At 60.8% G+C, this 25,787-nt stretch carries 23 protein-coding genes, 1 tRNA gene and 1 pseudogene; 19 read left to right on the top strand and 6 right to left on the bottom strand.

Translation table 11 applies throughout. The annotated features are described in order from the left end of the window. The first annotated feature begins 171 nt into the window (after positions 1–171). Positions 172–1,839, top strand: a complete 1,668-nt coding sequence (locus ACP2YO_RS37330) for a primase-helicase family protein (RefSeq protein ID WP_426443407.1) — start codon at positions 172–174, stop codon at positions 1,837–1,839. A 60-nt stretch (positions 1,840–1,899) separates the two neighbouring features. Here the strand turns inward: ACP2YO_RS37330 and ACP2YO_RS37325 are convergent, their stop codons facing one another. Genes ACP2YO_RS37325 through ACP2YO_RS37315 form a run of 3 tightly spaced genes read right to left on the bottom strand, consistent with a single transcriptional unit; the run spans position 1,900 to position 2,701 of the window. Continuing rightward, positions 1,900–2,160 carry a hypothetical protein gene (locus ACP2YO_RS37325; protein WP_426436055.1) on the bottom strand — a complete coding sequence of 87 codons (261 nt, stop codon included), beginning with the start codon at positions 2,158–2,160 and terminating at the stop codon, positions 1,900–1,902. Beyond that, positions 2,157–2,450, bottom strand: a complete 294-nt coding sequence (locus ACP2YO_RS37320; protein WP_426436054.1) for a hypothetical protein — start codon at positions 2,448–2,450, stop codon at positions 2,157–2,159. Before ACP2YO_RS37320 ends, ACP2YO_RS37325 begins: the two co-directional genes overlap by 4 nt. Next, complete coding sequence (locus ACP2YO_RS37315; RefSeq protein ID WP_426436053.1) at positions 2,447–2,701, bottom strand: helix-turn-helix domain-containing protein; 255 nt, start codon at positions 2,699–2,701, stop codon at positions 2,447–2,449. The genes ACP2YO_RS37320 and ACP2YO_RS37315 overlap by 4 nt, the downstream gene beginning before the upstream one ends. Before the next feature lie 567 nt (positions 2,702–3,268). Between ACP2YO_RS37315 and ACP2YO_RS37310 the strand changes: the two genes are divergently transcribed. The 10 genes from ACP2YO_RS37310 (at position 3,269) to ACP2YO_RS37265 (ending at position 14,725) form a co-directional block, all read left to right on the top strand. Then, entirely contained in the window at positions 3,269–4,831 is a 1,563-nt protein-coding gene (locus ACP2YO_RS37310; RefSeq protein ID WP_426436052.1) for a 2-isopropylmalate synthase, read from the top strand. Between the two features lie 408 nt (positions 4,832–5,239). Further along, positions 5,240–6,253 (top strand): trypsin-like serine peptidase, encoded by a 1,014-nt coding sequence (locus ACP2YO_RS37305; protein WP_426436051.1) that lies wholly within the window; start codon positions 5,240–5,242, stop codon positions 6,251–6,253. A gap of 503 nt (positions 6,254–6,756) precedes the next feature. Further along, positions 6,757–7,706, top strand: a protein-coding gene (locus tag ACP2YO_RS37300) for an IS630 family transposase (RefSeq protein ID WP_426435017.1) whose coding sequence is annotated in 2 segments (ribosomal slippage) — positions 6,757–7,093 and positions 7,093–7,706 — 951 coding nt in all. Because the reading frame shifts where the segments join, the coding sequence is not laid out codon by codon here. Positions 7,707–7,791: 85 nt separating this feature from the next. After that, positions 7,792–8,740, top strand: a protein-coding gene (locus ACP2YO_RS37295) for an IS630 family transposase (RefSeq protein ID WP_426433951.1) whose coding sequence is annotated in 2 segments (ribosomal slippage) — positions 7,792–8,127 and positions 8,129–8,740 — 948 coding nt in all. Because the reading frame shifts where the segments join, the coding sequence is not laid out codon by codon here. 659 nt (positions 8,741–9,399) lie between these two features. Then, the gene (locus ACP2YO_RS37290) at positions 9,400–10,404 is read left to right on the top strand and encodes a TRAP transporter substrate-binding protein (protein WP_426436050.1); all 1,005 of its coding nucleotides are present in this window, start codon (positions 9,400–9,402) and stop codon (positions 10,402–10,404) included. Between the two features lie 110 nt (positions 10,405–10,514). Further along, positions 10,515–11,528 (top strand): IS5 family transposase, encoded by a 1,014-nt coding sequence (locus ACP2YO_RS37285; protein ID WP_426434110.1) that lies wholly within the window; start codon positions 10,515–10,517, stop codon positions 11,526–11,528. A 372-nt stretch (positions 11,529–11,900) separates the two neighbouring features. Beyond that, positions 11,901–12,473: a TRAP transporter small permease gene (locus ACP2YO_RS37280; protein WP_426436049.1), complete on the top strand. Its 573-nt coding sequence runs from the start codon at positions 11,901–11,903 to the stop codon at positions 12,471–12,473. After that, entirely contained in the window at positions 12,473–13,759 is a 1,287-nt protein-coding gene (locus ACP2YO_RS37275) for a TRAP transporter large permease (RefSeq protein WP_426436048.1), read from the top strand. Before ACP2YO_RS37280 ends, ACP2YO_RS37275 begins: the two co-directional genes overlap by 1 nt. Before the next feature lie 134 nt (positions 13,760–13,893). Continuing rightward, positions 13,894–14,475: a Spy/CpxP family protein refolding chaperone gene (locus tag ACP2YO_RS37270; protein WP_426436047.1), complete on the top strand. Its 582-nt coding sequence runs from the start codon at positions 13,894–13,896 to the stop codon at positions 14,473–14,475. Positions 14,476–14,649: 174 nt separating this feature from the next. Next, a tRNA-Lys gene (locus ACP2YO_RS37265) sits at positions 14,650–14,725 on the top strand. A gap of 420 nt (positions 14,726–15,145) precedes the next feature. Here the strand turns inward: ACP2YO_RS37265 and ACP2YO_RS37260 are convergent. Together ACP2YO_RS37260 and ACP2YO_RS37255 are read right to left on the bottom strand one after the other, a co-directional pair. Then, on the bottom strand, positions 15,146–16,672 hold the full coding sequence (locus ACP2YO_RS37260; protein WP_426436046.1) for a hypothetical protein: 1,527 nt from the start codon (positions 16,670–16,672) through the stop codon (positions 15,146–15,148). Between the two features lie 59 nt (positions 16,673–16,731). Then, positions 16,732–17,019 (bottom strand): hypothetical protein, encoded by a 288-nt coding sequence (locus ACP2YO_RS37255; RefSeq protein ID WP_426436045.1) that lies wholly within the window; start codon positions 17,017–17,019, stop codon positions 16,732–16,734. 835 nt (positions 17,020–17,854) lie between these two features. Here ACP2YO_RS37255 and ACP2YO_RS37250 point away from each other — a divergent pair. From ACP2YO_RS37250 to ACP2YO_RS37230, 5 genes are all read left to right on the top strand, one after another. Then, positions 17,855–19,309, top strand: coding sequence for a CHAD domain-containing protein (locus ACP2YO_RS37250; RefSeq protein WP_426436044.1), 1,455 nt, complete (start codon positions 17,855–17,857; stop codon positions 19,307–19,309). A 515-nt stretch (positions 19,310–19,824) separates the two neighbouring features. Continuing rightward, on the top strand, positions 19,825–20,895 hold the full coding sequence (locus ACP2YO_RS37245) for a hypothetical protein (RefSeq protein ID WP_426436043.1): 1,071 nt from the start codon (positions 19,825–19,827) through the stop codon (positions 20,893–20,895). Positions 20,896–20,899: 4 nt separating this feature from the next. Next, positions 20,900–21,664, top strand: coding sequence for a hypothetical protein (locus tag ACP2YO_RS37240; protein ID WP_426436042.1), 765 nt, complete (start codon positions 20,900–20,902; stop codon positions 21,662–21,664). A 31-nt stretch (positions 21,665–21,695) separates the two neighbouring features. Next, positions 21,696–22,607 (top strand): ComEC/Rec2 family competence protein, encoded by a 912-nt coding sequence (locus ACP2YO_RS37235; protein ID WP_426436041.1) that lies wholly within the window; start codon positions 21,696–21,698, stop codon positions 22,605–22,607. 134 nt (positions 22,608–22,741) lie between these two features. Then, a complete protein-coding gene (locus ACP2YO_RS37230) occupies positions 22,742–22,945 on the top strand; it encodes a DUF2188 domain-containing protein (protein WP_426436040.1) in 204 nt (67 codons plus the stop codon). Between the two features lie 171 nt (positions 22,946–23,116). On the opposite strand, the gene ACP2YO_RS37225 is transcribed toward ACP2YO_RS37230, so the two are convergent. Beyond that, a complete protein-coding gene (locus tag ACP2YO_RS37225; protein WP_426436039.1) occupies positions 23,117–23,317 on the bottom strand; it encodes a hypothetical protein in 201 nt (66 codons plus the stop codon). A 373-nt stretch (positions 23,318–23,690) separates the two neighbouring features. Between ACP2YO_RS37225 and ACP2YO_RS37220 the strand changes: the two genes are divergently transcribed. The 3 genes and pseudogenes from ACP2YO_RS37220 (at position 23,691) to ACP2YO_RS37210 (ending at position 25,787) form a co-directional block, all read left to right on the top strand. Next, positions 23,691–24,248: a transcriptional regulator gene (locus tag ACP2YO_RS37220; RefSeq protein WP_426436038.1), complete on the top strand. Its 558-nt coding sequence runs from the start codon at positions 23,691–23,693 to the stop codon at positions 24,246–24,248. A gap of 393 nt (positions 24,249–24,641) precedes the next feature. Further along, positions 24,642–25,040, top strand: a pseudogene (locus ACP2YO_RS37215) (helix-turn-helix domain-containing protein); the annotation flags it as partial. Between the two features lie 378 nt (positions 25,041–25,418). Then, positions 25,419–25,787, top strand: coding sequence for a hypothetical protein (locus ACP2YO_RS37210; protein ID WP_426436037.1), 369 nt, complete (start codon positions 25,419–25,421; stop codon positions 25,785–25,787).

The following is a 25,787-nucleotide window of genomic DNA, read 5'->3' as shown; positions in this document are numbered from 1 at the left end:
TACGATGTGTTGAGCGCAGCGAAAGCGAAGCACGGCCTCAGCGACGCAGGCGAGATGGCGATCGAAACCGACAAGCCTGCCAACGTCGATTGGGCCATCGCGTTCCTGAAGGAAGACGCCGAACCTGCGATCGAGGGCAAGGGCGGCGAGTTTCAAACACTCAAGATCGCGATGGGCGTCCGCGACAAAGGTATTTCGCCGGAGCTGTGCCTCGCGCTGATGCTCGAATACTATAGCCCTCGCTGTATCCCGCCATGGGACGCGGAGGGTCTGGAAATTAAAGTCAAAAATGCCTACAGCTACGCGAGTCAATCGCGTGGTGGCGACCGCACCGCCGAGCTGGATTTCGAGGAGGATCGCGACTTCGACTCGTCCGCGATCGTGCCGTTCGGTGATCCGAAGGACATCGCGAAGCAGAAGCGCGCTCGCACTAAGGCCCGCAAGGCGGAAGCCGAGAAACCCGAAGGGCAGAAGGCTCAGACCGATTGGAGCAAGGCTAAGTTCATCGAACAGTTCGTCTATGTCGGCGGCGACTTTGATCGCTTCCTCAAGAAGGCCGATCCGCGCATCCGTTGGAAGCGCGGCGTGATCGACGCCCACTTCAAGTTTCTGTTCAGCAAGGGCAAGGTCTCCGACAACATGCTGTCCAACAAGACGGGCACCGTGGCGCGCTATGAATGTGTCGGGTACAAGCCGGGCGCCGGGCAGGACCTTGAAGGCGGACGAATGTTCAATCTCTATCGACCGTCCAGCGTGATCCCGAAAGAGGGTGACATCAGTTGGTGGCAGGATCATCTGGCCTTCTTGTTCCCCGACGAGCTGGACCGGCGCATGCTCACGAATTGGCTTGCGTGGTTCGTCCAGAATCTCGACAAGAAACCGAAACACGCGCTGCTCATCCAAGGTCGTATCCAAGGCACGGGCAAAAGCTTCATCTCCAATATGCTCACCAAGATCATCGGCGAGCATAATCAGTCGGTGGTATCGCAAGGCGCGTTGCGCGGCGACTTCAATGGCTACGCGATGCGCGCCAAGCTCCTCGTGATCGAGGAGCTGCGCGCCGTCGAGCGCAACGAGGTCAAGACTGCCTTGCACGACATCATCACCGAGGAGCGGATCACGATCAACGAGAAGGGCATCCCACGGTTCAACATGGAGAACTTTTTCGGCCTGATCGCGATGACGAACGAAGACGCCGCGATCTCGCTCGATCTCTCTGACCGGCGCTACCTCGTGCTGCGCACCGACGCGATGAAGAGGACTCCGGAATATTATGATGCGCTGTACGCGAAGCTCCGGGACCCTGAAGCCATTGCTGCGGTCGCTCATCACCTGATGACGCACGATTGCGGCAACTACAGCGGCGCGGCGGCGGCCCCTGTGACCGAAGCGAAAGGCGACATGATCCTAGCGGGCGCTGGCGATCACGCGCGGTATATCGAAGAGAACATCGGCACGTGGCCGTCTGTCATGACACTGCCGGAAATCCGCGAACTTCTCCAGCGAGCCAACATAAAGGTTGGCGATCGAGCGATCGGAAAAGCTCTCGAAATTCTCGACGCCGTCAAATGGGGAAAGAAGAGAGGCAGCGATTCGATTAGACCGTTTGGACGTAACGGCAGAAAGCTATATCCGTGGTTGCTCGGTGAGGCGGCAGCGAAAGCGAAGGCAGGCAAAAAGTTCACCGAAAGCGAGGTGATCGGGATGTATCTCGCGAGCCATTCCGTCACCGGGGAAACGAAGCACACGGCGGCGGGGATCGTGGCGGACAACGATGACGATCTCGCCGACCTTCTCGGCGCCGACGCGCCATCGACGCGTCGGCCGACCCTGAATTAGGTCCCGATTTTCAACACCGTTTTTGAGCGAATTTCGGTGTTGAAAATCGGCAGTCGCCCGTCACGGCGAAGACCAGCCGGTGCGCTGAATAAACTCCGCCTTGCTCATCGGCTCCGGTGACGGCCCCGGATCAGACTCGTCCAGCCAGAGGAGCGCGCCTCTTACGAGATCGTTCTCCCCGTGCGGGCAACCCTCACAGATGTAGCCGCCAAAGATCGTTAGAAGGGCCTGCTGAAGTTCAAGCTTCAGCGCCGGATCAACGGCGACATCCGCGAGGAACACATCGACGAATGGCTTAACATGGTCATGGGGAGATGTCATTTGGAGCGCCTTGCGTTGGCAAGTGCAATCGCCTCATTGTCCATCTGGTCATCTCCTCTAAAGAATTGGCCGTCCGGACATTTGATGTAGCTCCTATCGTCGATGACTCCAAAACACGCTCCGATCGGCATGGGACTGCCGGTCAACGTTCCCTTCTCACTGAGATCGAGATCGATCACCCACGCGATGATTGGTGTCAGCGAAAATTCGTCGGCCTCATAGTCTGTGTTGGCCTCTATGAAGCTCGCGATGAAATAACCCGGTAGGGCGGGAATTATGGTTCGGCTCATGACCGGCGCCCTCCCTTCGTCGCGGGTTTGCGGCGGTGCAGAGACCGGGGAGAGTTTGGAATCGAATTGCCCGCCGCGTAGTCCGGCAAGCTCGCGTAATACGCGCGGACCGATTTGCCATCGATCAACGTCCGCGTGCCGTGCCGCTTGCCCGCGATGGTGCCAGCGGCTAACAGGCGGTAGATAGTTGGCTTGCTGAGGGAGAGATATTCGGCGGCCCCTTGCGGGGACAGAGACAGAGGCTCGGACATGGTTGTGCCTTGGCGGCCGGTTCAACGGCACTCCAAGGGGACCATATGGCCTGTATCCCTCTGCCCAAGGCGATCACGTCTATCCCACGGAGGGGCGCTTTCGACCTCACGACAGGCCTCACCTATTCCTCGCGCCCTTGACAGTCAATGGGGTTAGGATAGATCAGTGCGGATCAGGGCAACGCACTAAATCTCTGTGGGTACAGTCGTTGGTACAACGACAAAAACAATAGCGATTTCAGTGCGAAAATTCTTCTCGTCTAGAAACACCCCTGCGCGGGCCTCCGGCAACCAACCGTCAACGGTTTTGACCGAGGATTTGCGCTCAAAAGGGTCTGGCAATGGTGATTCGCGGCCAAATTGATGGGATTTCGGAGGAGGTGGCTCTGGCCGCCGCCACGGTCCCGGCCGCGCTGCCCACCCTGCTTATTGGCGGCCTTCTTCTTACCTGCCCCTGAGGGCCGGCTGGGCTTTTGTGCCTGGGCGCTCAGGGGTTGGTTGGAGATCACCGGACCCAGAAGCGCTCCCAGAGCATGACGAGCGCAAAAGCTCAAAGGAATTTCTGAAATGACCACCGCCACCAAGTCCGATAAGGACCGCGTCATCATTTTCGACACCACGTTGCGCGACGGCGAGCAGTGCCCCGGCGCCACCATGACCTTCGAGGAGAAGCTCGAGATCGCCGAAATGCTCGACGATATGGGCGTCGACGTCATTGAGGCCGGCTTCCCGATCACCTCGGAAGGCGACTTTCAGGCCGTCAGCGAGATCGCCCGCCGCTCGAAGAATTCGGTGATCGCGGGCTTGTCCCGTGCGCATCCTGCCGATATCGACCGCTGCGCCGAAGCCGTGAAGTTTGCAAAACGCGGCCGCGTCCACACCGTGATCGCGACCTCGCCGTTGCACATGCGGGTGAAATTGAACAAGACGCCCGAGGAGGTGATCGCGATCTCGGTCGCCATGGTCGCTCGTGCCCGCAACCAGATCGACGACGTCGAATGGTCGGCCGAGGACGGCACCCGCAGCGAAATGGACTATCTCTGCCGCATCGTCGAAGCAGTCATCAAGGCCGGCGCCACCACGGTGAACATCCCCGACACCGTCGGCTACACCACGCCTGACGAGTACACGCACTTCATGAAGACGCTGATCGAGCGGGTGCCGAACTCCGACAAGGCGGTGTTCTCGGTCCATTGCCACAACGATCTCGGCATGGCTGTTGCGAACTCGCTGGCCGGCATCGTCGGCGGCGCCCGTCAGGTCGAATGCACCGTTAACGGCATCGGCGAGCGCGCCGGCAATGCCGCACTGGAAGAGATCGTGATGGCGATCAACGTGCGGAATGACAAGTTTCCGTACTGGAACAAGATCGACACCACGCAGCTCACCCGTGCCTCGAAGGTGGTCTCGGCCGCGACCTCGTTTCCCGTCCAGTACAACAAGGCGATCGTCGGCCGCAATGCGTTCGCCCATGAGAGCGGCATCCATCAGGATGGCGTGCTGAAGGATGCCTCGACCTACGAGATCATGCGGCCAGAGATGGTCGGCCTGAAGCAGTCGTCGCTGGTGCTCGGCAAGCACTCCGGCCGTCATGCATTTGTTCATAAGCTGGAGGAGATGGGCTACAAGCTCGGCGCCAACCAGCTGGAGGACGCCTTCACGCGGATGAAGGCGCTCGCCGACCGCAAGAAGGACATCTACGACGAGGACATCGAGGCACTGGTCGATCAGGAAATGGCGGCCGCCCACGACCGCATCAAGCTGGCCTCGCTGACCGTGATCGCCGGCACCCATGGTCCGCAGCGCGCGACCATGAAGCTCGACGTCGACGGCCAGATCAAGATCGAGGAAGCCGAGGGCAACGGCCCGGTCGACGCCGTCTTCAACTGCATCAAGCGCCTGGTGCCGCACGAGGCCAAGCTCGAACTGTACCAGGTGCACGCGGTGACCGAAGGCACCGACGCGCAGGCGGAAGTCTCGGTGCGTCTCGCCCATGAGGGCCGCTCGATGACCGCGCGTGCCGCCGATCCGGACACGCTGGTGGCCTCGGCCAAGGCGTATCTCGGCGCGCTCAACAAGATCGTGATGAAGCGCCAGCGCGACGCGGCTCCGGCAAAAGCCGCTGGCTGACGTCGTCGTACGATCGCATAGGGCATAGGGCATAGGAAAACGCGGCGCTTTGGCGCCGCGTTTTTTGTTTGCTCAGTTCGTAGGGTGGGCAAAGCGAAGCGTGCCCACCATCGCGAGCAGAGTGGTGAAGGTGGGCACGGCGCAAGCGCGCCTTTGCCCACCCGACGAAATCGCTCTCCCTCCGCTTCTGTGATCCCGGCGCACATCGCGTGTATGTGAACCGGTCGCGCACCGTGTGTAAGCCTGTTCACATCCGGTCCGGAGATCGAGTGCTACAAGCGCGTCAGGTTGCGAAGATATTATGACATAACGTTAGGTCGATTGCTGGATCGCAACCGCATTGCATCGAGTCATTTTCACTCTCGGTACTCGCCCGCCCGCGAGTGTCCCTCAACGGGAGAATGCGTCATGGAAAATCCTCTCAGCTCGCAGCAAGTGAAGTCCGCGCTCAAGTCGCATCCGGCATCGAAACCGGCCGACGTCAAAATTTCCTTCGAACGGCAGCTCGTGCCGCCGAAGCCCGGCGTTCGGGTGTTTCCGGATCCGATCAAGGGCACGATCCTGCAACGTCCCGCCAAATCCGACGCTGCCGCCGCCGATATCGAGAAGAAGCTCGTGGGCTTCGTGCCCGATCACCTGGCGTTCAATCCGCATGTGCCCGCGCTCGAACAGCGGTTTCAGCACAAGGCGTTCTTCGATCCTGCCGCGGTGCTGAAGAAGGGGCAATACATGGCGACGACGGTGTTTCAGCCGGATCAGCGCCGCGTGTTCTCCGACACCTCGTTCCCCTGGTGCACGGTGGGGCGGGTCGACGTCACCGGTGGCACCGGGAGCGGTGTGCTGATCGGGCCGCGGCACCTGTTGTGCGCATCGCACATGATGACCTGGAATCCGGACAACACGGTCAACCAAGTGACCTTCACCCCGTCCTATTTCGACGGCAACGCGCCGTTCGGAAATTCGGGCATCATCCATTGGTATGCGTTCCGCAAGGTGGTCGGCCCGAATCTGAACGTCGACGATACCCAGCAGGATTACGTCGTGCTGGTGCTCAACAACCGCCTCGGCGATGTCTGCGGCTGGATGGGAACGCGAGGCTATTCCGACTCCTGGAACGGCCTGACGGCATGGAGCCACATCGGCTATCCCGGAGATCTCACTGGCGCTGCGCGGCCGACCTTCCAGGGCAACATCGCGATCAACGGCACGGAAGGCAGTGACGACCCGACCGACGAAGGCCTGCTGCAGAAGGCGGACGTCTGGCCCGGGCAGTCCGGCGGCCCGTTCTTCGGCTGGTGGTCCGGCGAGCCCTGGCCGCGCGTGACGGGCGTGCAAAGCGGCCAGAATGCGATCACCAATACCGCCGGCGGCGGCAACGATATTCCGATTCTGGTGAACCAGGCGCGGAGTGATTTTCCGTAGGTGAGCCTCGCTGGCGGCCTGCTTGATCAATGAATAAAAACGCGGCCCCTCGGCGCCGCGTTTTTGTTCGGGTAAAATCGGAATGAGCAGGGTAGGGCGGGTTGGCGCAGCGTAATCCGCCGAATTCCCCGCTAACCCGCCCTACGATCTTTCCCGCTACCAATGGTGTTGCCGGTTGGACACGACGGGCAAATCAGTAAAAGCTGTCCAGCCCCTGGCGCAAAAATATTTCGCTTTATCAGAAGCGTAACTCGGTGTATGAATCCGTCCGTCTCACCCGATTGAGGGGCGCGTCGCGATCGTCACGAGTGTTGCGGTGAGATGCGGTGGACGCCGATGTCACGATGGACGATCGTGGCAGATGGCGGACGGCGAAGTCGTGCAGGCCTGACGCCCTAGAGCGGTTCATGGCTAGAGCATTTTCACAATTGGTGGAATCGGAGGATTCCCAGCGCGGTTGCTCCATGATTCAGTTTCCGCATTGATTCGAGGCGGAGGCTTTGATGGGAGCACCTTATTCTCAAGATTTGCGTGAACGGGTCATTTCCGTCGTCGACGGCGGAATGGGAGCGTATCAGGCAGCGCCGCTGCTGCGGGTCAGCGTTTCCTACATTTACAAGGCGCTGGGGCGTTGGCGGGCGACTGGCGAGACGACGGCTCGCCCGTCGGGCCGCGGGCCGGCTCCGAAACTTGCTGCTCACGATGAAGCGCTGCGCCAGCGGATCGTGCACAAGCCAGACGCCACGCTGGAGGAGATCCGGGCGTGGCTGCTGGCCACGCACGACGTGAAGGTCAGTATCGGCTGCTTGTGGAAGCGCCTGCGCCAGCTCGGCCTGACGCTCAAAAAAAGTCACTGAGAGCTGCGGAGCAAGATCGGGCCGATGTCGCCGAGGCGCGTGTGGAATGGCGCGCCGGTCAGGCGGAATTGAGCCCGGAGCGCCTGGTCTTCATCGACGAGAGCGGCGCGTCCACCAAAATGACCCGGCTTTACGGCCGCTGCGCGCGCGGCAAGAGGCTCGTTTGCACAGTCCCGCACGGCCATTGGAAAACAACCACCTTCGTCGGAGCTTTGCGCCAGGACGGCATGACCGCGCCGTGCGTCTTCGACGGCCCGATGAACGGCGAGACATTCCTCGCCTGGGTCGAGCAGTTCCTCGTTCCGACGCTGCGGTCGGGCGACATTGTCGTGATGGACAATCTGTCGAGCCACAAGGTCAGGGGCGTCCGCGAAGCCATTGAGGCGGCCGGTGCGATGTTGCGCTATCTGCCGCCATACAGCCCGGACCTCAATCCGATCGAGCAGTTCTTCGCCAAATTAAAGTCCCTGCTGCGCAAGGCAGGCGCACGAACTCTCGAAGCCCTCGACAACGCAATCGCCGACGCCCTTACCCGCTTCTCGCCAACAGAATGCCTGAACTTTCTCGCCGATGCCGGTTATCGTCACCAACCATGAAAACGCTCTAGGATGAATCGGGAGGGATTCCCCTGAGGGGCGGTTTGTGATTCAAGATGCTGGCTGGGCTGGGGGCCAGCATCTGATGGGCCGACCTCTTTCCAATGACCTGCGAGAGCGCGTGGTGGCAGCGGTGGCAACTGGCGAGAGCTGCCGTATAGTGGCGGCACGGTTTGGTGTTGCAGTGTCCTCTGTAGTGAAGTGGTCGCAGCGCTACCGGGCGACCGGCTCAGTGGCGCCGGGCAAAATGGGCGGGCACCGGAAGCCGGTGCTGGAACCGCACCGCGCGTTCATCAAAGAGCGGATTCGCCAGACACCGCATCTGACGCTGCACAAGTTGAAGGACGAACTCGCTGCGCGCGGGGTCAAGGTCTCTCACAATGCGGTCTGGACATTCCTGCGGCGCGAAGGGCTGCGATTCAAAAAAAACGCTGTTCGCCCTCGAGCAAGCCCGCGCTGACGTTGCGCGTCGGAGGCGACGCTGGCGGTCATGGCAGGCCAGCCTGGATCCCCAGCGCCTGGTTTTCATCGATGAGACCTGGATCAAAACCAGCATGGCCCCGCTGCGCGGATGGGGACCGAAGGGCGAGCGAGTGGGAGGTTTTGCCCCGCACGGCCACTGGCGAACGCTGACCTTTCTCGGCGCTCTGCGTTGCGATGGCCTCACGGCCCCTTGCGTCTTCGATGGGCCAATCAACGGCGAGTGCTTCCGAGCTTACGTCGAACAGCAGCTCATCCCCGTTCTCAAGCCGGGCGACATCGTCATCATGGACAATCTCGGCAGCCATAAGTCGGCCGCTCTGCGCCGCGCCATCCGCGGCGCCGGCGCCAGGCTCTGGTATCTGCCGCCTTACTCACCAGACCTCAATCCGATCGAGCAGGCCTTTGCTAAAATCAAGCATTGGATGCGCATCGCCCAGAAGCGCACCCTCGAAGACACTTGGCGTCACATCGGCGACCTTGTTGCAACTATCCAGCCCCGCGAATGCAGCAACTATTTCGCCAACGCAGGTTATGCTTCCGCCAAATCGTGAAACGCTCTAGTGGCAGGTGTCTCATCAGCGAGGGACTAACGTCCCTGCTGATGGCGGTGACAAAAGAGCCCAGTCTCGCCGGGGAGAGCACGTATAAGCCGTAACCCATCGCGCAGGGAAAGCCGGGTTGTTTCCGGTTACACCTGTGGTCCTACCCCGGTGCTTTCTGTTGCACCGGGCCCATGGGTGCAATCGGCACCCGGCTTTCCCTGCGCCCTCTGCATGATAAGAGGGCGAAACGAAAAGCAAAGCTCGGGCAATTCATGTCGCGAGAACGCGAAGCTGCATCCCATCCACTTTGTCATCGCCCGGCCTTTGCGCAATTGCGCACTGGGACCGGGCGACCCAGTACGCCGCGGCCCATCGGCTCAATCACAACCGTCTCTGGAATACTGGATCGCCCGGTCCCGTCTACGCCAAGGCTTCGACGAGGCTCACACTGCCAGGCGCGCCGAAGCTTTAGCGGAGGCGGCAAGCCGGGCGATGACACCGAAAATGTGGACCCTGCAAGTGAGCACCACGTCCGTTTTGCAGTGCAGCAATCAGGCAAATTAGACCCTGCCAAAGGGGCAATGGCATTCGCCGCCGCTTCTCTGTATTGGTGCGGCCGGATGTCCCGGGGCCGGTGGTTCGTGCTCCGCAATTACGCGGGAGGAAACATGCGTAAGTTCATTTTGGCCGCGGCGTCGATCGCGGCACTGACTTTTGTCGGGCCGGCGTCGGCGCAGTCGCCGATCGTCATCAAATTCAGCCACGTCGTGGCCGCGGACACGCCGAAGGGCAAGGCGGCCGACAAGTTCAAGGAACTCGCCGAGAAATACACCAACGGCAAGGTGAAGGTCGAGGTCTACCCGAACTCGACGCTCTACAAGGACAAGGAAGAACTCGAGGCGCTGCAGCTCGGCGCGGTGCAGATGCTGGCGCCGTCGAACTCGAAGTTCGGCCCGATCGGCATCAGGGAATTCGAAGTTTTCGATCTGCCCTACATCCTCCCCGACCTGAAGGCGCTGCGCAAGGTCACCGACGGCCCGCTCGGCGCCAGGCTGCTCAAGCTGCTGGATTCGAAGGGCATGACCGGTCTGGCCTATTGGGACAACGGCTTCAAGCAGATGAGCGCCAACAAAAAGCTCGTCGCGCCCTCTGATTACAAGGGCCTCAAATTCCGCATCCAGTCGTCCAAGGTGCTGGAAGCCCAATTCCGCGCGCTCGGCGCGATCCCGCAGGTGATGGCGTTCTCGGATGTCTATCAGGCGTTGCAGACCGGCGTCGTCGATGGCCAGGAGAACACCTGGTCGAACATCTACACCCAGAAAATGCATGAGGTGCAGAAATACGCCACCGTCACCAACCACGGCTATATCGGCTACGTCGTGGTCGTAAACAAGAAGTTCTGGGACGGCCTGCCGGCCGATATCCGCGACGACCTGAACAAGGCGATGAAGGAAGCGACCGAGTTCGGCAACAACCAGTCGGCCAAGGAGAACGAGGACGCGCTCGCCGAGATCAAGAAGGCGGGCAAGACCGAGATCATCGCGCTGACGCCCGAGCAGGACGAGGCGATGCGCAAGGCGATGATGCCGGTATACAAGGACGTCGCCTCCCGCGTCGGTCAGCCGCTGATCGACGAATTCCTCAAGGAAACCGGCCGCGGCCCGATGAACTAGGGACGATGGCAGCCGCCAAGGAGGCGGTGTGCTCCCTCTCCCGCTTGCGAGGGCTTTGCGTAAAGGCGAATCTGCGATTCTCTAAGACCGAGCTGAACATGGAGCTGGGGATGGCGTATCGGCAGGTTGGGCAAGCGAGCTTCGCAGATGCGCTGGCGTCGCGGCGGGGGAAAGGGGGTGCGGTGCTGAGGCGGATTTGCGAGCTGGTCGATTGGGCGGCGATCGAGCGCGTGCTGCGCGGCCTCCCGGAACCGGAGCGTGGCGCGCCGCCCTATCCGCGGCTGGTGATGTTTAAGGCGCTGCTGTTGCAGCAATGGTACGGGCTGTCCGATCCGGAGCTGGAAGAAGCGCTCGATGACCGGACCTCGTTCCGAGAATTCTGCGGCTTTGTGCTCGGTGACGAGACGCCCGACCACACGACGATCTGGCGCTTCCGCGAAGCTTTGCAGCAGGCCAGTCTGGACGAGACGCTGTTCTCCGAGATCCTGCGCCAGATCGACGCGCGCGGGCTGGTGCTGCGCCGAGGCACATTGATCGATGCCAGCCTGATCCCGTCGGCGGTGAAGCCGCCGAAGCCACCGAAGGAGCCACTGCCGCCCGGCCCGGACGGGCGCGCGCCGAGCAAGCTGGTCAACAGCGAGCGCGATGCGGATGCGCGATGGACCAAGAAGGGTGGCAAGCGGTACTTCGGCTACAAGGCGCATGTCGGCGTCGACCAGAGCTCGGCGATCATCCGTCGCAGCAAGCTGACCGACGCCGCGGTCAACGACACGGTGCCGGCCGACGAGTTGATCAGCGGTGACGAGAAGGCGGTCTACGCCGACCAAGCCTATGACAAGCACGAGCGCCGCGCCGGGCTCGCGGCCCGGGGCATCAAGCCGCGGCTGATGTTCCGGCCCAACAAGCATCATGCCCTGACCGAGCGACAGAAGCGCTTCAACGATGCCGTGGGACGGCGCCGCGCGCCGGTCGAGCAAGTCTTCGCGCGCCTCAAGGGCGTCTACGGCTGGGCCCGCGCTCGCTATCTGGGCCTGGCACGCAACCACACTCATCTGCGCCTTCTCTGCCTGGCCATGAACCTCAAACGATGGGCAATATTGCGCCCAATCGGAGTTCCGGCATGACCGCCGCTCCGCAATACTGTCGATCGGCTGGGCAAACGAGGCCGTACATCCTCGCGCGCCGTCCAAGAGCAAGCAAAAAAATCCCTGATACAGGCCCTCACTCCCGCAGAGGCGATTGCGCAAAGCCCTCGCTTGCGGGGGAGGGTTGGGGTGGGGGCTCTCTCCGCGAGTCGAGTTGTGGATAGAGCCCCCACCCGCATTGCATCTTCGATGCAATGCGACCTCCCCGCGCAAGCGGGAGAGGTGCAGGGAGTTCGCGGATGGGCCTTCTCAATCGAGATCGTCGCGCAAACCAATAAACGCCGCGGCCGCGTGAGGTCGCGGGCAGGGGCATGGCCGGATCGCCGCATCGGGCCATGACGGGGGAGATCGATGCTGCTGAAAATTCTCGACAGGCTTGAGGAAATCATCATCGCGAGCCTAATGGGCGCTGCGACGCTGCTCACCTTCATCACCGTCGTGCACCGCTTCCTGGTGGACGTTCCCGTGCTCTATCCGTACCTGTTCGGCATCAATCTGGCCTGGTCGCAGGAACTCTGCATCTACATGTTCATCTGGATGGCGAAATTCGGCGCCGCCTATGGCGTGCGTACCGGCATTCATGTCGGCGTCGACGTCCTGATCAACCGCCTCAACGACCGCTGGCGCAAGGTCGTCATCATGTTCGGCCTGCTCGGCGGCGCGCTGTTCACCGCGATCGTCGGCACCATGGGCGCCAAGTTCGTGTTCGAGCTGATGCATACCGATCAGGTCTCGCCCGACCTCGAGATCCCGAGCTGGATCGTCTATGGCTGCATTCCGCTCGGCTCCTACCTGATGTGCTTCCGCTTCCTGCAGGTGTGCTGGAACTACTGGTGGACAAGCGATCTGCCGCACCATGACGCCTCCCATGTCGACGGCGTCGAGACCAGCAAGAATGCGCCGATCGCGCTTGGAGAAGCGTGATGAGCGCCGCCCTTATCTTCGGACTGCTGTTTGCCCTGATGCTCACGGGCATGCCGATCTCGATTTCGCTCGGCCTGACCGTGCTCACCTTCCTGTTCACCATGACGGAGGTGCCGATCGAGAGCGTCGGCCTGAAGCTGTTTTCGGGTCTCGACAATTTCGGCATCATGGCGATCCCGTTCTTCATCCTTGCCGGCACCTTCCTGACCCGGGGAGGCGTCGCGCGGCGGATGATCGCATTCACGACCTCGCTGGTCGGCCATCTGCCCGGCGGCCTCGGGCTCGCCGGCGTCGCCGCCTGCGCGATGTTCGCGGCGATCTCGGGTTCGAGCGTCGCCACGGTGGTCGCAATCGGCTCGATCATGATGCCGGCGATGGTCGATCACGGCTATCCCAAGCGCTTCGGCGTCGGCGTGATCTCGACATCGGGCGCGCTCGGCATCCTGGTGCCGCCGTCGATCATCCTGGTGCTGTACGGCGTCTCCACCAACACCTCGATCGGCGCGCTGTTCATGGCCGGCATCGTGCCGGGCATCCTGCTCGCGCTGATGCTGGCCGCGGTGACCTTCTTCGTCGCGAAGCGCAACGGTTACCCGAAGATGCCGAAGGCAACCATCGCCCAGCAGTTCACGGCGTTCCGCGAGAGTATCTGGGGCCTGCTGCTAATCGTGATCGTGCTCGGCGGCATCTATGGCGGCATCTTCACGCCGACCGAGGCGGCCGCTGTCGCCGCCACCTACGCCTTCTTCATCACGGTGTTCGTCTACAAGGAGCTCAAGCTCTCCGAGGTGCCGAAGGTGCTACTGCAGGCCGCGAGCATGAGTTCGATGCTACTCTACATCATCACCAACGCGGTGCTGTTCTCGTTCCTGATGACGCATGAGCAGATCCCGCAGGAGATGGCGGCCTGGATCATCGACAAGAATTTCTCGGTCTGGATGTTCCTCCTGGTCGTCAACGTCATCCTGCTGCTCGCCGGCAATGTGATGGACCCGTCGTCGATCCTGCTGATCATGGCGCCGATCCTGTTTCCGCTGGCGACCAAGCTCGGCGTCAATCCGGTGCACTTGGGCATCCTGATGATCGTCAACACCGAGGTCGGATTGTGCCATCCGCCGGTCGGGCTCAATCTCTATATCGCGAGCAGCATCGCCAAGATGGGGATCAGCGAGATCACCATCTCGGTGCTGCCATGGCTGTGCGCGATGCTGGTGTTCCTCGGCCTGATCACCTATGTGCCGGAGATCTCGCTGTGGCTGCCGCGATTGGTGGGAATGATTCCATGAGCATGATCCGGAATATTTCTGACGGGCAACGAAGCGGGATTACATCTTGGTAAGAGACGTCTCTCTGTCCAATCCGTAAGTTGAAGGCCGACTGCTGTGGCCTCATCTTCAAGCAACCTTCAAAGGAGGTTCGTATGAAGAAAGTTCTGCTTGCCGGTATCGCGGCGCTCGCGATTGCCGGTTCGACTGTGGTCTATGCCCAGCAACGTCCATGGTCGCACGATCACGTGCGGATGAGCCCTGAGGACAGGGCCGCCTTCCTCGACGCGCGCATCGCCGCCGTCCATGCCGGGCTGAAGCTGACGGCGGATCAGGAGAAGTTGTGGCCGCCGGTCGAAGCCGCGGTACGCGACTTCGCCAAGATGCGGATGGATCGCGCCAATGCGCGGATGACCGCGGACAAGAACGACGCCGACAAGGCCGAGAAGCCCGATGATCCCGTCGCGCGCCTGCGCGAGCGCGCCGACAACATGGGGGCGACCGCGACCGGGCTGAAGAAGATCGCCGATGCCGCCGATCCGCTCTACAAGACGCTCGACGACAACCAGAAACGGCGGCTGACCATCCTGACCCACATGGAACATCGTTTCGGGGCCGAGGGCTGGCGGCGCCACCGCGAGGGCGGCGGGGACCGCTGGGACCGCGGCGACGACCGTGGTCGCGACCATTTCGACCGCGACAGCGGGCCGGATCAGGAGCGCTCGGGCCGGCTCTGAGAGCCGGCTGCGGCATCCTTACTAACCCTTGGAAAAGCCGCCGGAATCCGACGGCTTTTGATTTGTCGGGGGCGCTGCCAAAAGACGGGAAAACTTGCTCCGGTTTGCTGGACATCCCGGGATCGCTTTGCTAAACGACGGCCCTCTTGCAAGGGTCACTTCCGGACAAGTTCCGGGCGCATAGCTCAGTTGGTAGAGCAGCTGACTCTTAATCAGCGGGTCCCAGGTTCGAGCCCTGGTGCGCCCACCACCCTCAAGAGGTTGGCCCTGCGGGGCTTTTTTCATTTTCACTGATAGAACAAAGTGTGGTCGTGCGACGTTTTTCGTGGTCGTACGTCGCACGCCGTGCGACGAGTTGACGATGCTCCCGTTCTCACCCGGAATCAGGCACGCGGGAACCGTCGATAGCCGGAAGGATTGTAGGAATATCGTCCCTAAAAGGAAGCGGAGCGCCGGGCGTAGATTGTGCTTGACTAGGTGTTGGCGCTGATGGGGGGCGCTACAGCGCCCCTGCGAATCAGGCTGCGTTGCGAGACGTTCGTGGCGCTTGGCACGGCGATCGACGGGATGCCTTCGCCATGCCAGCAATCCCGAATATTACTACGCTAAGCATCACGGCATCGTGCATGGCTACAAGCCGGCGCCGAAATGAGATTCAACCGCTCTGCGATCAGCCCTTCATACCTTCCTTGCGCACCTGCAATTGGAGCCGGTCGATGCCGGAATCGGCGCGATCCACATTGCGGGCGCGGTAGTGCTTCACGATGGTCTGCGCGCTTCGGTACGAGTGCCCGGTGATGTCGCAGATCGTCAACAGGTCGCAGCCGGCGCGATCGAGCAGCATAACGCACGTATCGCGCAGGTCTTGGTCGTGCTTCTGGTCTAGTTTGCCGGCGCCGTTGACGAACATCAGCGCAGGGCACGGCTTCAGGCGCCATGCCGTCTCATCGCCATTGCCGTCGCGCGTCGCTTGCGCATTCAGCCATTCCGCCAACACCCGCTTGCGCTGATCGACCGCGCGGGCACGCTGCGCCTTGTTCTCTCCATCAAGCGAAAAGGCCGCGAACAGCTTGTCGACGTTTCCGATCAGTTCGGTGCTCAGCTGCTCTGCGCGAACGATTGCCTGGCGAACGGTATCGCGTGCGAGAAAGCCGAACACGGCGACAGCGCGCGCGGTCGAGACCCAATGGCGATAGGTGTTCTCGTCATAAGGCTCACCATTGTCTTCGTTGACGACGAGTTCGAGCGGCACCTTCTCGAGCTGAAGGCGCAATTTGAGCCCCTTTATTCGCACGCGCGAGGCGTTTAGCCGTGCGCTGAGCTGTGGCGCCTCTTTGATGTCGACGAGTTCGCCAGTCTTGCTCTGTCGGAACGCGTGCCTTCCCTCGATGCCGCTCTCGTTACGCATAATCAGACGGTCGGTCTGGCGCTGCCCGGTGAACAGCGCGAGATAGAAGCTGTCGCCGATCGAGGCCCGTTGGATTGCATCGGCCGCGGCGACCCAAGCGGAAAATTCGGACATCGCGACCAGCACGATGCGACCGTCCGGATGATCGAACTCCATGTCTTCTCGCGGGTTGGGTCCCAGGCGCCACAGGATGCTTTCCTGCCCCCAGGTGAATGCGGCGGAGAGCGTCGCGATCATCGCCAGCGCCATATGATGACCACGTACCGATTTTGCATAGTTATAGAACGCTCGGAGCTCCGGCTTGCCGATTGACGTTGGCGTGGCAGTCGCGATCGCCTCGACTTCGCGAGCGGGCTCTGCCACTCCGAGTAGCTTCGCAGCGCGGATTTCAGCACGCATCTTCGCAGCGGCATCGCGCGTCTGCGGCCGATAGAGGATAGCGGAGATGCACTTTCGATAGGAGGACTGCGACGCGGCCGACAGCACCTTGAACTCGGCCGATTTGCTCCAATCGTCCAGAAGATCTTCGATCGTGGCGCGCTTCCGAACCGTAATCTTTGTCGGCAATTTACCAGCGCGGCGCGCCGCTTCGATTTCCGACTCTCGTTTGTCGGAAAAATCCGAGGCCTCTTGAACATCGAACCACGCGCCTACCGGGCGGCCTTTTTCATCATAGGGCGGATGGCGCAAGTCGGCATCGACAAAGCCGAGTGCCCTGGCATAAGCGCCATGCGATGAGCGTGGACGGCCGTCACGCCACTTCACATAGGGAAATTTTGGATCGGCCATGGAAAGCCTTGGTGCCAGTAAGAGATCGCACCCATTGGAATCTAGCACGATCTCGTCTGTCAAGCGCCGCGGTGTCCGTAGGCCGTCTTTAACCGCTCGCGATGTTCGTCGTCGCTTGCTGCTGGCGGTGGCGCGAACGTGTCATTAGCGATCGTCTTCGGGCGCATGGGATGATGTCGTGTAAGCCAGGCGTCGAAGCCGGTGCGTTCCCATTTAAGCGGCCCGCGCTCGCTGATCGGCGGCGGCAAGCCGTCGCGCTCGTGCCGGAGGCGGCGCGTGCGATAGAATGTATCTAGTGAAACACCTATCGCCGTCGCGACCTCGGTCGAGGAATAGGGCGGCACCATCCGCTGTGTGCCAATCGACGGACGAAAATGCATAAGTCCGCGACGCCTCGCCACTTTCTGCTCCCTTGATCGAAGTCGATGGGACATAGGAGCAGAGAAGAACGAAGGCGAAAAGCGCTCGCATTAAATGTAGGGAATTCGGCTAGTTAAGAGTGCAAATAGGATGCGAGCCGCCGATCACGTTGTGGATTCGGGCGCCGTGTTTACCGGACAGAGCTGAACCTGAAAGAAGCCTGTTGTGAGCGGCGGGATAGCCGATCTGCCTGCGGGTAAACAGGTCGGCGGACGCCGTGTCCGAACCGGAACGATTTTCTGGTTTGTGCTGTCGGCGGCCCTAGATATTCGCAAGCTCACAAAGGTTTAGGTTCGAAACAGCGGCCTCGCTGGCTCGATTAAGCGAACGGGCCCAGCGGTCCCACACGTGTCCGTCTCCTTTCGGGTTCCGAATAAGGGCAGAGAATAGTTACGCGCTTCGCGACCGAGCGGGTCCCAACTGTCAGCCGCGACGGAGCAAGAACTCTCCTCTTGGTCTGGCCCTGCCGAAGCGAGGCGTTGCCCGACTTGGGCTAGCAGCATCAGGGCGGCAGACAACCTCACCGCGCGGGCCTTCGCGTCAATTTGCGGATTCATACCCTTGGATAGCTTGGATATGCCTCGCCATTGTCATAAAACCTTCATAACCCATCTCCGATGGAGATCTCATTGAACGCGCGGCCGCCAGTCGTGAACGATTCCGGCGCCGCCATTGCCGTACGGCCGGGTGAGCACGCCGAAATCGAACTCAAGCTGCTTGCACCGCAAGGATCCCTCGAAAACTGCGGAGCTGCCCGTTATTGTGCAGCATGCACGCAACCGGGGCGCGTTTCACCGGCTGGAAACGGTGTATTACGACACGCCGGAGCGGCTGCTCTTCCAACATGGCATGTCGCTGCGCGTGCGACGCAGCGGCAAACACTTCATCCAGACGCTAAAGCTCTCACCCAACGGCGCGCAACTTCTGATGCGACGGCAGTCGGAAGCGCCGGTCGCCGGCGTCGGCCCTGATCTGGCGCAGCTCCCCATCGACGAGATCGGCGATCCAATGACGATGGTGACCAACGACGCGCTGGTGCCGGTTTTTGCAACGAAGGTTCACCGGCACGCGCGGCAGCTCGACCTGCCCGGCGCGTCGGTTGAAATCGTCTTCGACGAGGGGACGATCGAGGCCGGTGCGCGCCAGGAAGCCATGTCCGAAATCGAACTCGAATTGAAGAGCAGCAATGCCGGCGTCCTGTTCGATCTCGGAACGCAGCTGCTCGACGCCACGCCGCTCAAGGTCGGCACGCGCAGCAAGGCGGAACGTGGCTATGCGCTCGCATTCGACGTTGTGCAGCCCGCGGCCAAAGCCGAATTGTCCGGCATGACCGCCGAGCGTGTGACCGACGACGTCATTGCACTCCTGGTGCGGTCCTGCTGGCGTCATCTTCTGAAGAATCACGTGGTGGCGGAGGCGGGATCGGACCCGGAAGGCGTCCACCAGATGCGCGTCGCCTTGCGCCGTTTGCGGACGATCTGTGCGCTATTCCGGCGCGATATTCCCTCCCCGGCATACCAGGTGCTCAACAGCGAAGCGCGGTGGCTGATGCAGCAGCTCGGCCCGGCTCGGGAATGGGATGTTTTCGCAAAGACGACCATCGCTCGGCTGGCTGTGGCGGCTCCGGATGTCGAGCTCGGCGGTCTGCGCGAGGCGGTCGAACGGCGGCGCAAGTCGAGCTACGGCACCTTGCAGACCGTTCTTGCCGATCCCTGGTGCAGCCGTTTCCTGCTCTCGCTGGGGCGCCTGGTAGAACGCCGCGGCTGGCGCAACGAGATCGACAGCGAAGCGCTGGCCGTCCTGTCGCAACCGATGCAGGCACTCGCCGATAGAATTCTGACACGATTGCATCGCAAGGCGCTCAAGCGTGGCGCGCATTTTCGGCAGCTCAACATCGGTGCGCAACACAATCTCAGAATCGACCTCAAGAAGTTGCGCTATGCGGCGGAGTTCTCCCTGCCGATTTATGCCACCCATGCTCCCGCGAAACGCTACGTGAGGCGGCTCGCCAAACTCCAGGCCGTTCTCGGACACGCGCGCGACATCGCAAGCACCCGCGTCCTGCTCGATACGATCCAGCAGGAAGACCAGCCTGCGCTTAGTCTCGCCATCGGCGCGGTGGCCGGCTGGCAAGCCCGCGATCAGATTGCGGTGGCGAAAACGCTGCGCAGGAGATGGCGGCGGTTCAAGGCGACATCGGCATTCTGGAGCCGGTGAGTTCGTCATTTACGCCATGTAACGGGGCATCCACGACTTTTCTGGCCGAGGCAGCGCGCCCCTGTATTTCCGCATCCAAAGCCGGCCAAAATCTGAAGGACTGAACATGGCCGGACATCGATTACAACCGGAGCGAAATCGAGCGCATGCGCGTCCACGCCGGACGCTAGATTCCTTAAGCGGCGCGCTATGCGACCGCTGCCAGGCGTTGCCAAACAACGACAGCGATTGCGTTATGGGCTTTAATCGCTCCAAAGATGCCCTGTGTTCTTGGGAACCTTCATCGTCCCGGTAAAATAACGGTCAGTATTATTGTCCTTATGTAATCCCTTTAATGGCGATTTTCGGCCGAGAATCTTGCTCTCTTTTAGAAAATTCTCCTGCATAGCCTCTTGAATAGTTCCCTTTCGTTCCCAAATTGTTCGCCACCTAGTGGGGATCACTCGAACGAGACTCTCCGACTTTTCAAGCTGACGCCGACCGCCTCACAAGGCGGCCGAACGCGGGGGTGTGCCTTGCCTTACGAGATCGATTTTCTTCGTGCTGGCGACAGCAACGGCGACGCCATCATCCTTCGCTGGGGCGTCACCAAGGACAGTCCGTTTTCTATCAACATCGTCGACGGCGGCTTCGCCGATACGGGCGACCAGATTATCGACCATGTCGAACGCTACTACGCGAGGCCGGCGAATATCGCCAACGTCACGCTCTCGCATGCCGACAACGATCATGCCGCCGGCTTGATTCAAGTGCTCGAGCATCCACGTTTCACCATCTCGACGCTCTGGATGAACCGGCCCTGGGACTACGTCGACGAGGTCATCGGCAGCTTCCATGGCGCCTATACGCGCGACGGTCTCATCAAGCGAATGCGCGAGATGCACCCCTATCTGGTCGAGATGGAGGAGATCGCGCTACGGCGCGGCATCGCGATCCGGGCGCCGCTGCAGGGCGCTGTGATCGGCCCGTTCACCGTGTTGGCGCCGAGCCGCGCCCGCTACGTGCAGCTGATCCCCGATCTCGACAAGACACCACCTTCCTATGCCGCAGACGGGGCCAAGGGTTTTGGCGGGATCTTGCGCAGGATCGCTGATGTGGCGGAGAAGGTGCTGGAACGCATCGATTTCGAGACCCTCGACAATAACCCGCCGGCGACATCTGCATCGAATGAGACCTCGGTCGTGCAATGGGCATTGATCGACGGCAAGCATATTTTGCTTACCGCCGATGCCGGGCCCGAAGGTCTCGCCGAAGCGGCCGAGTATGCCGAAAAAACCAGTCTGCTGATCCAGCCCGATCTGGTTCAGATTCCCCACCATGGCAGCCGGCGGAATGTCACGCCAGCCGTTTTGAACCGCTGGCTGGGCACCTATCCGGCGGCCGATCGGGGTTACGCCGTCGCCTCGATCGGCAAGAACGCGGACATCTATCCTCGCAGGAAGGTCGCCAACGCCTTCACACGACGCGGTTACAAGATCCACGCCACCCGTCTCTCCTGGATCAATTTCGTCAACGGGTATGACCGGCGCGCCGGCGTCGTCGATGCCCACGTCATTCCTTTCAACCCGGATGTTGAGGATGATTAGGATAATGCCCAAGTTCGACAAGTACACGTTGTTTGCGCGCTTGTTCCCCGCCGTCATCGCCGCTGCTCCAGCGCTGGCGTTGGCCTGGGTGGTGGTGACGTCGGGTACCGAGATCAGGCTGGTACATGGTATCGCCGGGACCGCGCTCGCCGTGCTGCTGCTGGCCTTCGCGGACGCTGCCCGGCGGCGCGGCAAGGCCATTGAGCCCAGACTGATCGAGGCGATGGGCGGGTTACCAAGCATCACCATGCTGCGCCATCGCGATGCCGCTTTCGACGCGGCGACAAAGCTCCGGATGCATGCGTTTCTCGCGGCCAAGATTTCCGAGGCCGCGCCGACCCCAGCGCAGGAAGCTCAGGATCCGGAAGCCGCCGACGCGTTCTACAAGCGAGCCGGAGACTGGCTTCGCGAGAATACGCGAAATCAGAAGAAATTCGACATCCTGTTCAACGAGAACATCAGTTACGGCTACCGGCGCAACCTCTACGCCCTGAAATGGATCGCGCTGGTCGTGAACGTGCTGATCGTGGCCGGTTGCATCGGCCAATATGTCTTTCACTGGCCGGCGAAAGCCGATCCTGAGCTCACGCCTGTGTTCGTGATCGCGTTTTTGCACGCCTGCTATCTGCTGGTGTTCTCGACGAGAGCGGCTGTTACCGAGGCTGCCTGCACTTATGCCCGGCAACTCCTGCTTTGCTTTGAATCGCCTTACCTCCGAAAGCAGCCCGCACCAGCCAAGCCGCGCGCCAAACGCGTACAAGCCTCTTAAGACATTCATTCGAGACGAGCGGAGGGATAAATTGGCCCATATCAAGAGCTTCGCCGTCGGGAATGGCGATACCTATTACATCAGACACAACACCGATAACTTCACGATCATCGACTGCGATCTGAATGATGAAAATGCGGACGCGATCATCGCTGAGCTTAAGGAGCAATCGGCAGACAAGAGCATTACGCGGTTCATCTCTACCCATCCGGACGACGATCATTTCGGCGGTATCGAACGGCTTGACGCCGAAATGCCGATCAGGAACTTCTACGTCGTCAAAAACGAGGTCATCAAGGATGATGAAACCGAATCGTTCAAGCATTATTGCAAGCTGCGTGACGACACTGAAAAGGCTTTCTACATCTACAAGGACTGTTCCCGGCGCTGGATGAACCAGAGCAATGACGAACGCAAAGCTGCCGGGATCAGCATCTTGTGGCCCGACACGTCCAACCAGCATTTCAAGGACGCGCTCGCGGACGGCGAAGCGGGCCTGAGCTTCAACAATATGTCTGCGATCATACGCTACTCAATGGTCGGCGGCGCGAGCTTCCTCTGGCTCGGCGATCTCGAGACCGAATTTATGGACAAGATCACCGATGACATCGATCTCACCAAGACGACGGTGGTGTTCGCGGCTCATCACGGCCGCAAGTCAGGAAAGATACCTGATGCCTGGCTCGAAAAACTCGACCCGCAGATCATTGTGATCGGCGAGGCGGCATCCCGGCATCTGCACTACTACACTGGCTACAAGGTCATCACCCAGAACAAGGCCGGCGACATCACCTTCGGTCTCAATGGTGACAAGGTCCACATCTATTCGTCAAATCCCGACTATTCGCACAAGGCACTGAAGGACGAGCAGCAGAGCAAGTTTCCGGGCTATGTCGGGAGCATCACAGTCGAAACCGAATATACGCTGGAGGCTGCGAAATAACCTCGCGGCCTTCGGCCGTATCTGGGGTCGCCGTCCGACGTTCGTGATGATGCCGACTTGTCAACGACTCGCCCGACGCAAGCGAAACGGCTGCTGTCTTGGTCACTCCTTACCCAAGCAAAGAGGAAAAGAAGATGAGCAGGAATGAGTTCTTTATCGAGCAACGGTCCGATGGTCGCTACAATGTGCTGCGACCCAATGCAGATCGCGCGAGCGCAACAGCCGATACACAGGCCGAAGCGATTGATAGAGCCAGGGTCATTGATCATGACGCCACGATCCACGTTGAACGCGTGCGGGACATCGGACCAGGCAGGGACAAGTGGCGCAAACTTTAGACGCGCGTATGTCTCGTGAAGCTGGCGCGTCCGTGAGGAGCGGGCTCTATGAGCGCGCTCACCAAGCCTTTATCTCGGTCCTTCGGGTAACGATCCCTCGCGCAAGAGAGCATTGAATGTCTCGCCGGGGGCACTCGGGCCCGGGGCCGCCTGCAAGTGCCGGCGCCGCTATCACTGCCCTCGGACCGGAGTGCCCATCGACATCGTGAGCGCCAGCGCGTCAGCGTGGAACGACAGCACGACCTCGGCAAATGAGGAACCTGAGGAGAAAATATCGGTCGGCACGCCTGAGGTGGCAAGCGCATCGCCCGGTGCCCCAAGCCGGCATGCCGGCTGGCCTCTCTGTGCGGCCTTTTCCGCTTTTGTCGCCACGCCGGGTCTTCGCAATTTTAGAGCCGACGAATTGTTGTTTCTCTGCAGTCAGAACGCCTCCGGTAAGCGTACGGACTAAACGACTACCCGGATCAGAGTATGTGGGCGAAAATTGCGCCGACCGCCGCCATTCTCGATAGCTTGCGAGCTGATATCGGAGTGCTAACCCGCCCTTCCTCGACGCTCTGGCGAAGCGCCGCAACATCGCTTTGCAGGAAGGTTGGTGTTATCAGTACGTCCAGACAAATATCGTGGCGATCGACCAATCTGCTGAAGCGGCCATGGGTAACCGGCAATATTTTTAGAATCCTCCCCATTCAATTGGTGGTAGTAGGAAGGTCGGCGACGTGCCTTGACCGACCGGAGATCCTTGTTGACCGAGAAAGTGCCCGACTGGGCGGAAACATACGCTGTTGGCCGTGATGAAATTTGGGAGAAAGACCCGCACTACAAGGGATTTCTCGCCGCTCTCGAAGAGCTGAATGGGGAGACCGACCGCGGCGTGGCGCTGGTCGCAACGTCCTTTCTGGATAAGCTACTCACAGACGCGCTTGCAGCCTTCATGCTGAGGAACGAAAGCAACGACAAGCTCCTCAGCGGATTCAACGCTCCATTCGGAACGCTGAGCACTCGAATTACCGGCTGCCACGCGCTCGGGCTAATTACTGACGCGGAGGCAAAGCAGTGCGACACCTTACGCAAGGTGAGAAATAAATTTGCCCATCGAGTTGAAGTCGCGTTCAAGACCGACAGGGTGAGAGACCTCTGCGGCAACCTGGTCGTTCCTGCGCGCGATAAAGATGCTGATGCCCGAAGAAAGTTTATGTCGGGCACGATGCTGCTACTGATTTCGCTGCTTAACCGGCCACATGACGCTGCCAAGAAGAGGCTGACGCCAGGAGAGTGGAAGTCGTCGATAGACGCAAAGTGAAGTGGATAGGGCGGCGGCAAACATGTCGCAAGCAGACTTCGCCCATCGCTTCTAGTGGCTCTGCACAGTGATTTTGACGGGTTGGGTCGGCGGTCAGATTAGCTCCGGCAGGTGGTTGGGATCAACGAGGACTTCGATACTACGAGGTGTCCTGGGCTGCCTTTTGATGAGGCCGCCTCGCTCGAGCGAGAGCACCATTTGGTGAACCGAAGGCGGGGTGACGCGAAAATACTCTCGCATGTCGGTTTCCGCCGGGGGTCTGCGGTGCAGACGCGTATAGAGGTGGATGAAGGCGAGGTACTGCCCCTGTTTGGGCGTGAAGGCTTTTGCCGAAGGACTCACGCCGGCCATCCGATTCAGTTGTTCGTGCGTGCCTCGATCAAGGAGGCAGGCATGAATGTACGCTATCGGGTCGAACTCAGCCAAGTCGAGCGGACCGAACTCAAGGCGCTGCTTAGCGGCGGCAAGCATGCGTCCCGCAAGCTCAAGCGAGCACAGATTTTGCTGGCTGCCGATGCCGCGGCCGGCGACGAGGAGATCGCCAGGAGCGTTGGCGTGAGCGGCTCGACCGTGTACCGGACCAAGCGACGCTTCGTGGAAGGCAATCTGGAGCGGGCGCTGAGCGAAGAGCCGCGTCCCGGAGCGGAGCGCAAACTCACGGGCAAGGAAGAAGCCTTGCTGGTGGCGACCGCCTGTGCCAGCCCCCCAAAGGGCCGTGCCCGCTGGACGCTCAAGCTGCTGGCAGGTGCGATAGTCAATCTCACCGAACACGACAGCCTGTCGCACGAGACGCAGGCCAGCGGCTCGCACCACCTCTTTCACCTTCCTGCTGATGTGAGTGAAGTTCGGCATGCCGGGCTTCGGCCATGTTGGCCAGCGAGCCTGTGATTGGCTACACGGCCTTACCCCGCCAGGAGCGCCCTGATGGGGCGCAGTTGGTATCCAGCGTTGCGCCCGCCGCTATCAGCCCACCCAAAATTTTGGTTTGACCGGTCCTGCTTCTCCCATTGCGAGGCAAGCGCCACGCGGCTGCGCTTCATCCGCAGGCCGCGCAGCGGGAAAGTTTAGGTTGCGTCGCCGACGAATATCGCGTTATGCTACCCCAATCACCATTGCAATTTATTCGCTAATGATTGAAGGCATACCACGTTGCGTGGTGTGAACCTATTGATGCGCCACGCGGACAAGCCGGACGACGCCCCGGCCACGACCGGCGATCGCAAAGCCTTCAAAGAGCCCAGAGCTCGCTTCCTGGATTCCAACGTCGTTGGGTTTGCCGTCATATCGCGTCGCCACGGCGGCGCGCGTTCATGGCCGCAGCTCGGGCCCAAGATTCTGACCTCTCTCGAAGCCGATCGACATCGCCATCAGCGCCTCAGCCTGGGTGCACATTGGATCAGCCAGGGTACGGGCTGCACAATGGCAAAGAACCGCTTGAGCGGGGCCGCCGGATTGACGATCCGGAACTGGGCAGGTGCCGTGCTCGCGACCCTTTGCCTGCAGACGCATCGTGACCAACTGCACCTCATTCAAGGGTAA

The organism is Bradyrhizobium genosp. P (assembly GCF_049949265.1).
GTDB lineage: Bacteria > Pseudomonadota > Alphaproteobacteria > Rhizobiales > Xanthobacteraceae > Bradyrhizobium.
This window is presented reverse-complemented; position numbering and strand designations above follow the sequence as displayed.

What these genes read in the sequence shown, in the direction of transcription:
- ACP2YO_RS37325 (WP_426436055.1), bottom strand. Translation starts at nt 2,160, where the DNA reads ATGACATCTCCCCATGACCATGTTAAGCCATTCGTCGATGTGTTCCTC.
- ACP2YO_RS37210 (WP_426436037.1), top strand. Translation starts at nt 25,419, where the DNA reads ATGCGCCACGCGGACAAGCCGGACGACGCCCCGGCCACGACCGGCGAT.
- ACP2YO_RS37270 (WP_426436047.1), top strand. Translation starts at nt 13,894, where the DNA reads ATGAAGAAAGTTCTGCTTGCCGGTATCGCGGCGCTCGCGATTGCCGGT.
- ACP2YO_RS37260 (WP_426436046.1), bottom strand. Translation starts at nt 16,672, where the DNA reads ATGGCCGATCCAAAATTTCCCTATGTGAAGTGGCGTGACGGCCGTCCA.
- ACP2YO_RS37275 (WP_426436048.1), top strand. Translation starts at nt 12,473, where the DNA reads ATGAGCGCCGCCCTTATCTTCGGACTGCTGTTTGCCCTGATGCTCACG.
- ACP2YO_RS37285 (WP_426434110.1), top strand. Translation starts at nt 10,515, where the DNA reads ATGGCGTATCGGCAGGTTGGGCAAGCGAGCTTCGCAGATGCGCTGGCG.
- ACP2YO_RS37305 (WP_426436051.1), top strand. Translation starts at nt 5,240, where the DNA reads ATGGAAAATCCTCTCAGCTCGCAGCAAGTGAAGTCCGCGCTCAAGTCG.
- ACP2YO_RS37255 (WP_426436045.1), bottom strand. Translation starts at nt 17,019, where the DNA reads ATGGTGCCGCCCTATTCCTCGACCGAGGTCGCGACGGCGATAGGTGTT.
- ACP2YO_RS37320 (WP_426436054.1), bottom strand. Translation starts at nt 2,450, where the DNA reads ATGAGCCGAACCATAATTCCCGCCCTACCGGGTTATTTCATCGCGAGC.
- ACP2YO_RS37240 (WP_426436042.1), top strand. Translation starts at nt 20,900, where the DNA reads ATGCCCAAGTTCGACAAGTACACGTTGTTTGCGCGCTTGTTCCCCGCC.
- ACP2YO_RS37280 (WP_426436049.1), top strand. Translation starts at nt 11,901, where the DNA reads ATGCTGCTGAAAATTCTCGACAGGCTTGAGGAAATCATCATCGCGAGC.
- ACP2YO_RS37315 (WP_426436053.1), bottom strand. Translation starts at nt 2,701, where the DNA reads ATGTCCGAGCCTCTGTCTCTGTCCCCGCAAGGGGCCGCCGAATATCTC.
- ACP2YO_RS37330 (WP_426443407.1), top strand. Translation starts at nt 172, where the DNA reads ATGGGCGTCCGCGACAAAGGTATTTCGCCGGAGCTGTGCCTCGCGCTG.
- ACP2YO_RS37310 (WP_426436052.1), top strand. Translation starts at nt 3,269, where the DNA reads ATGACCACCGCCACCAAGTCCGATAAGGACCGCGTCATCATTTTCGAC.
- ACP2YO_RS37230 (WP_426436040.1), top strand. Translation starts at nt 22,742, where the DNA reads ATGAGCAGGAATGAGTTCTTTATCGAGCAACGGTCCGATGGTCGCTAC.
- ACP2YO_RS37290 (WP_426436050.1), top strand. Translation starts at nt 9,400, where the DNA reads ATGCGTAAGTTCATTTTGGCCGCGGCGTCGATCGCGGCACTGACTTTT.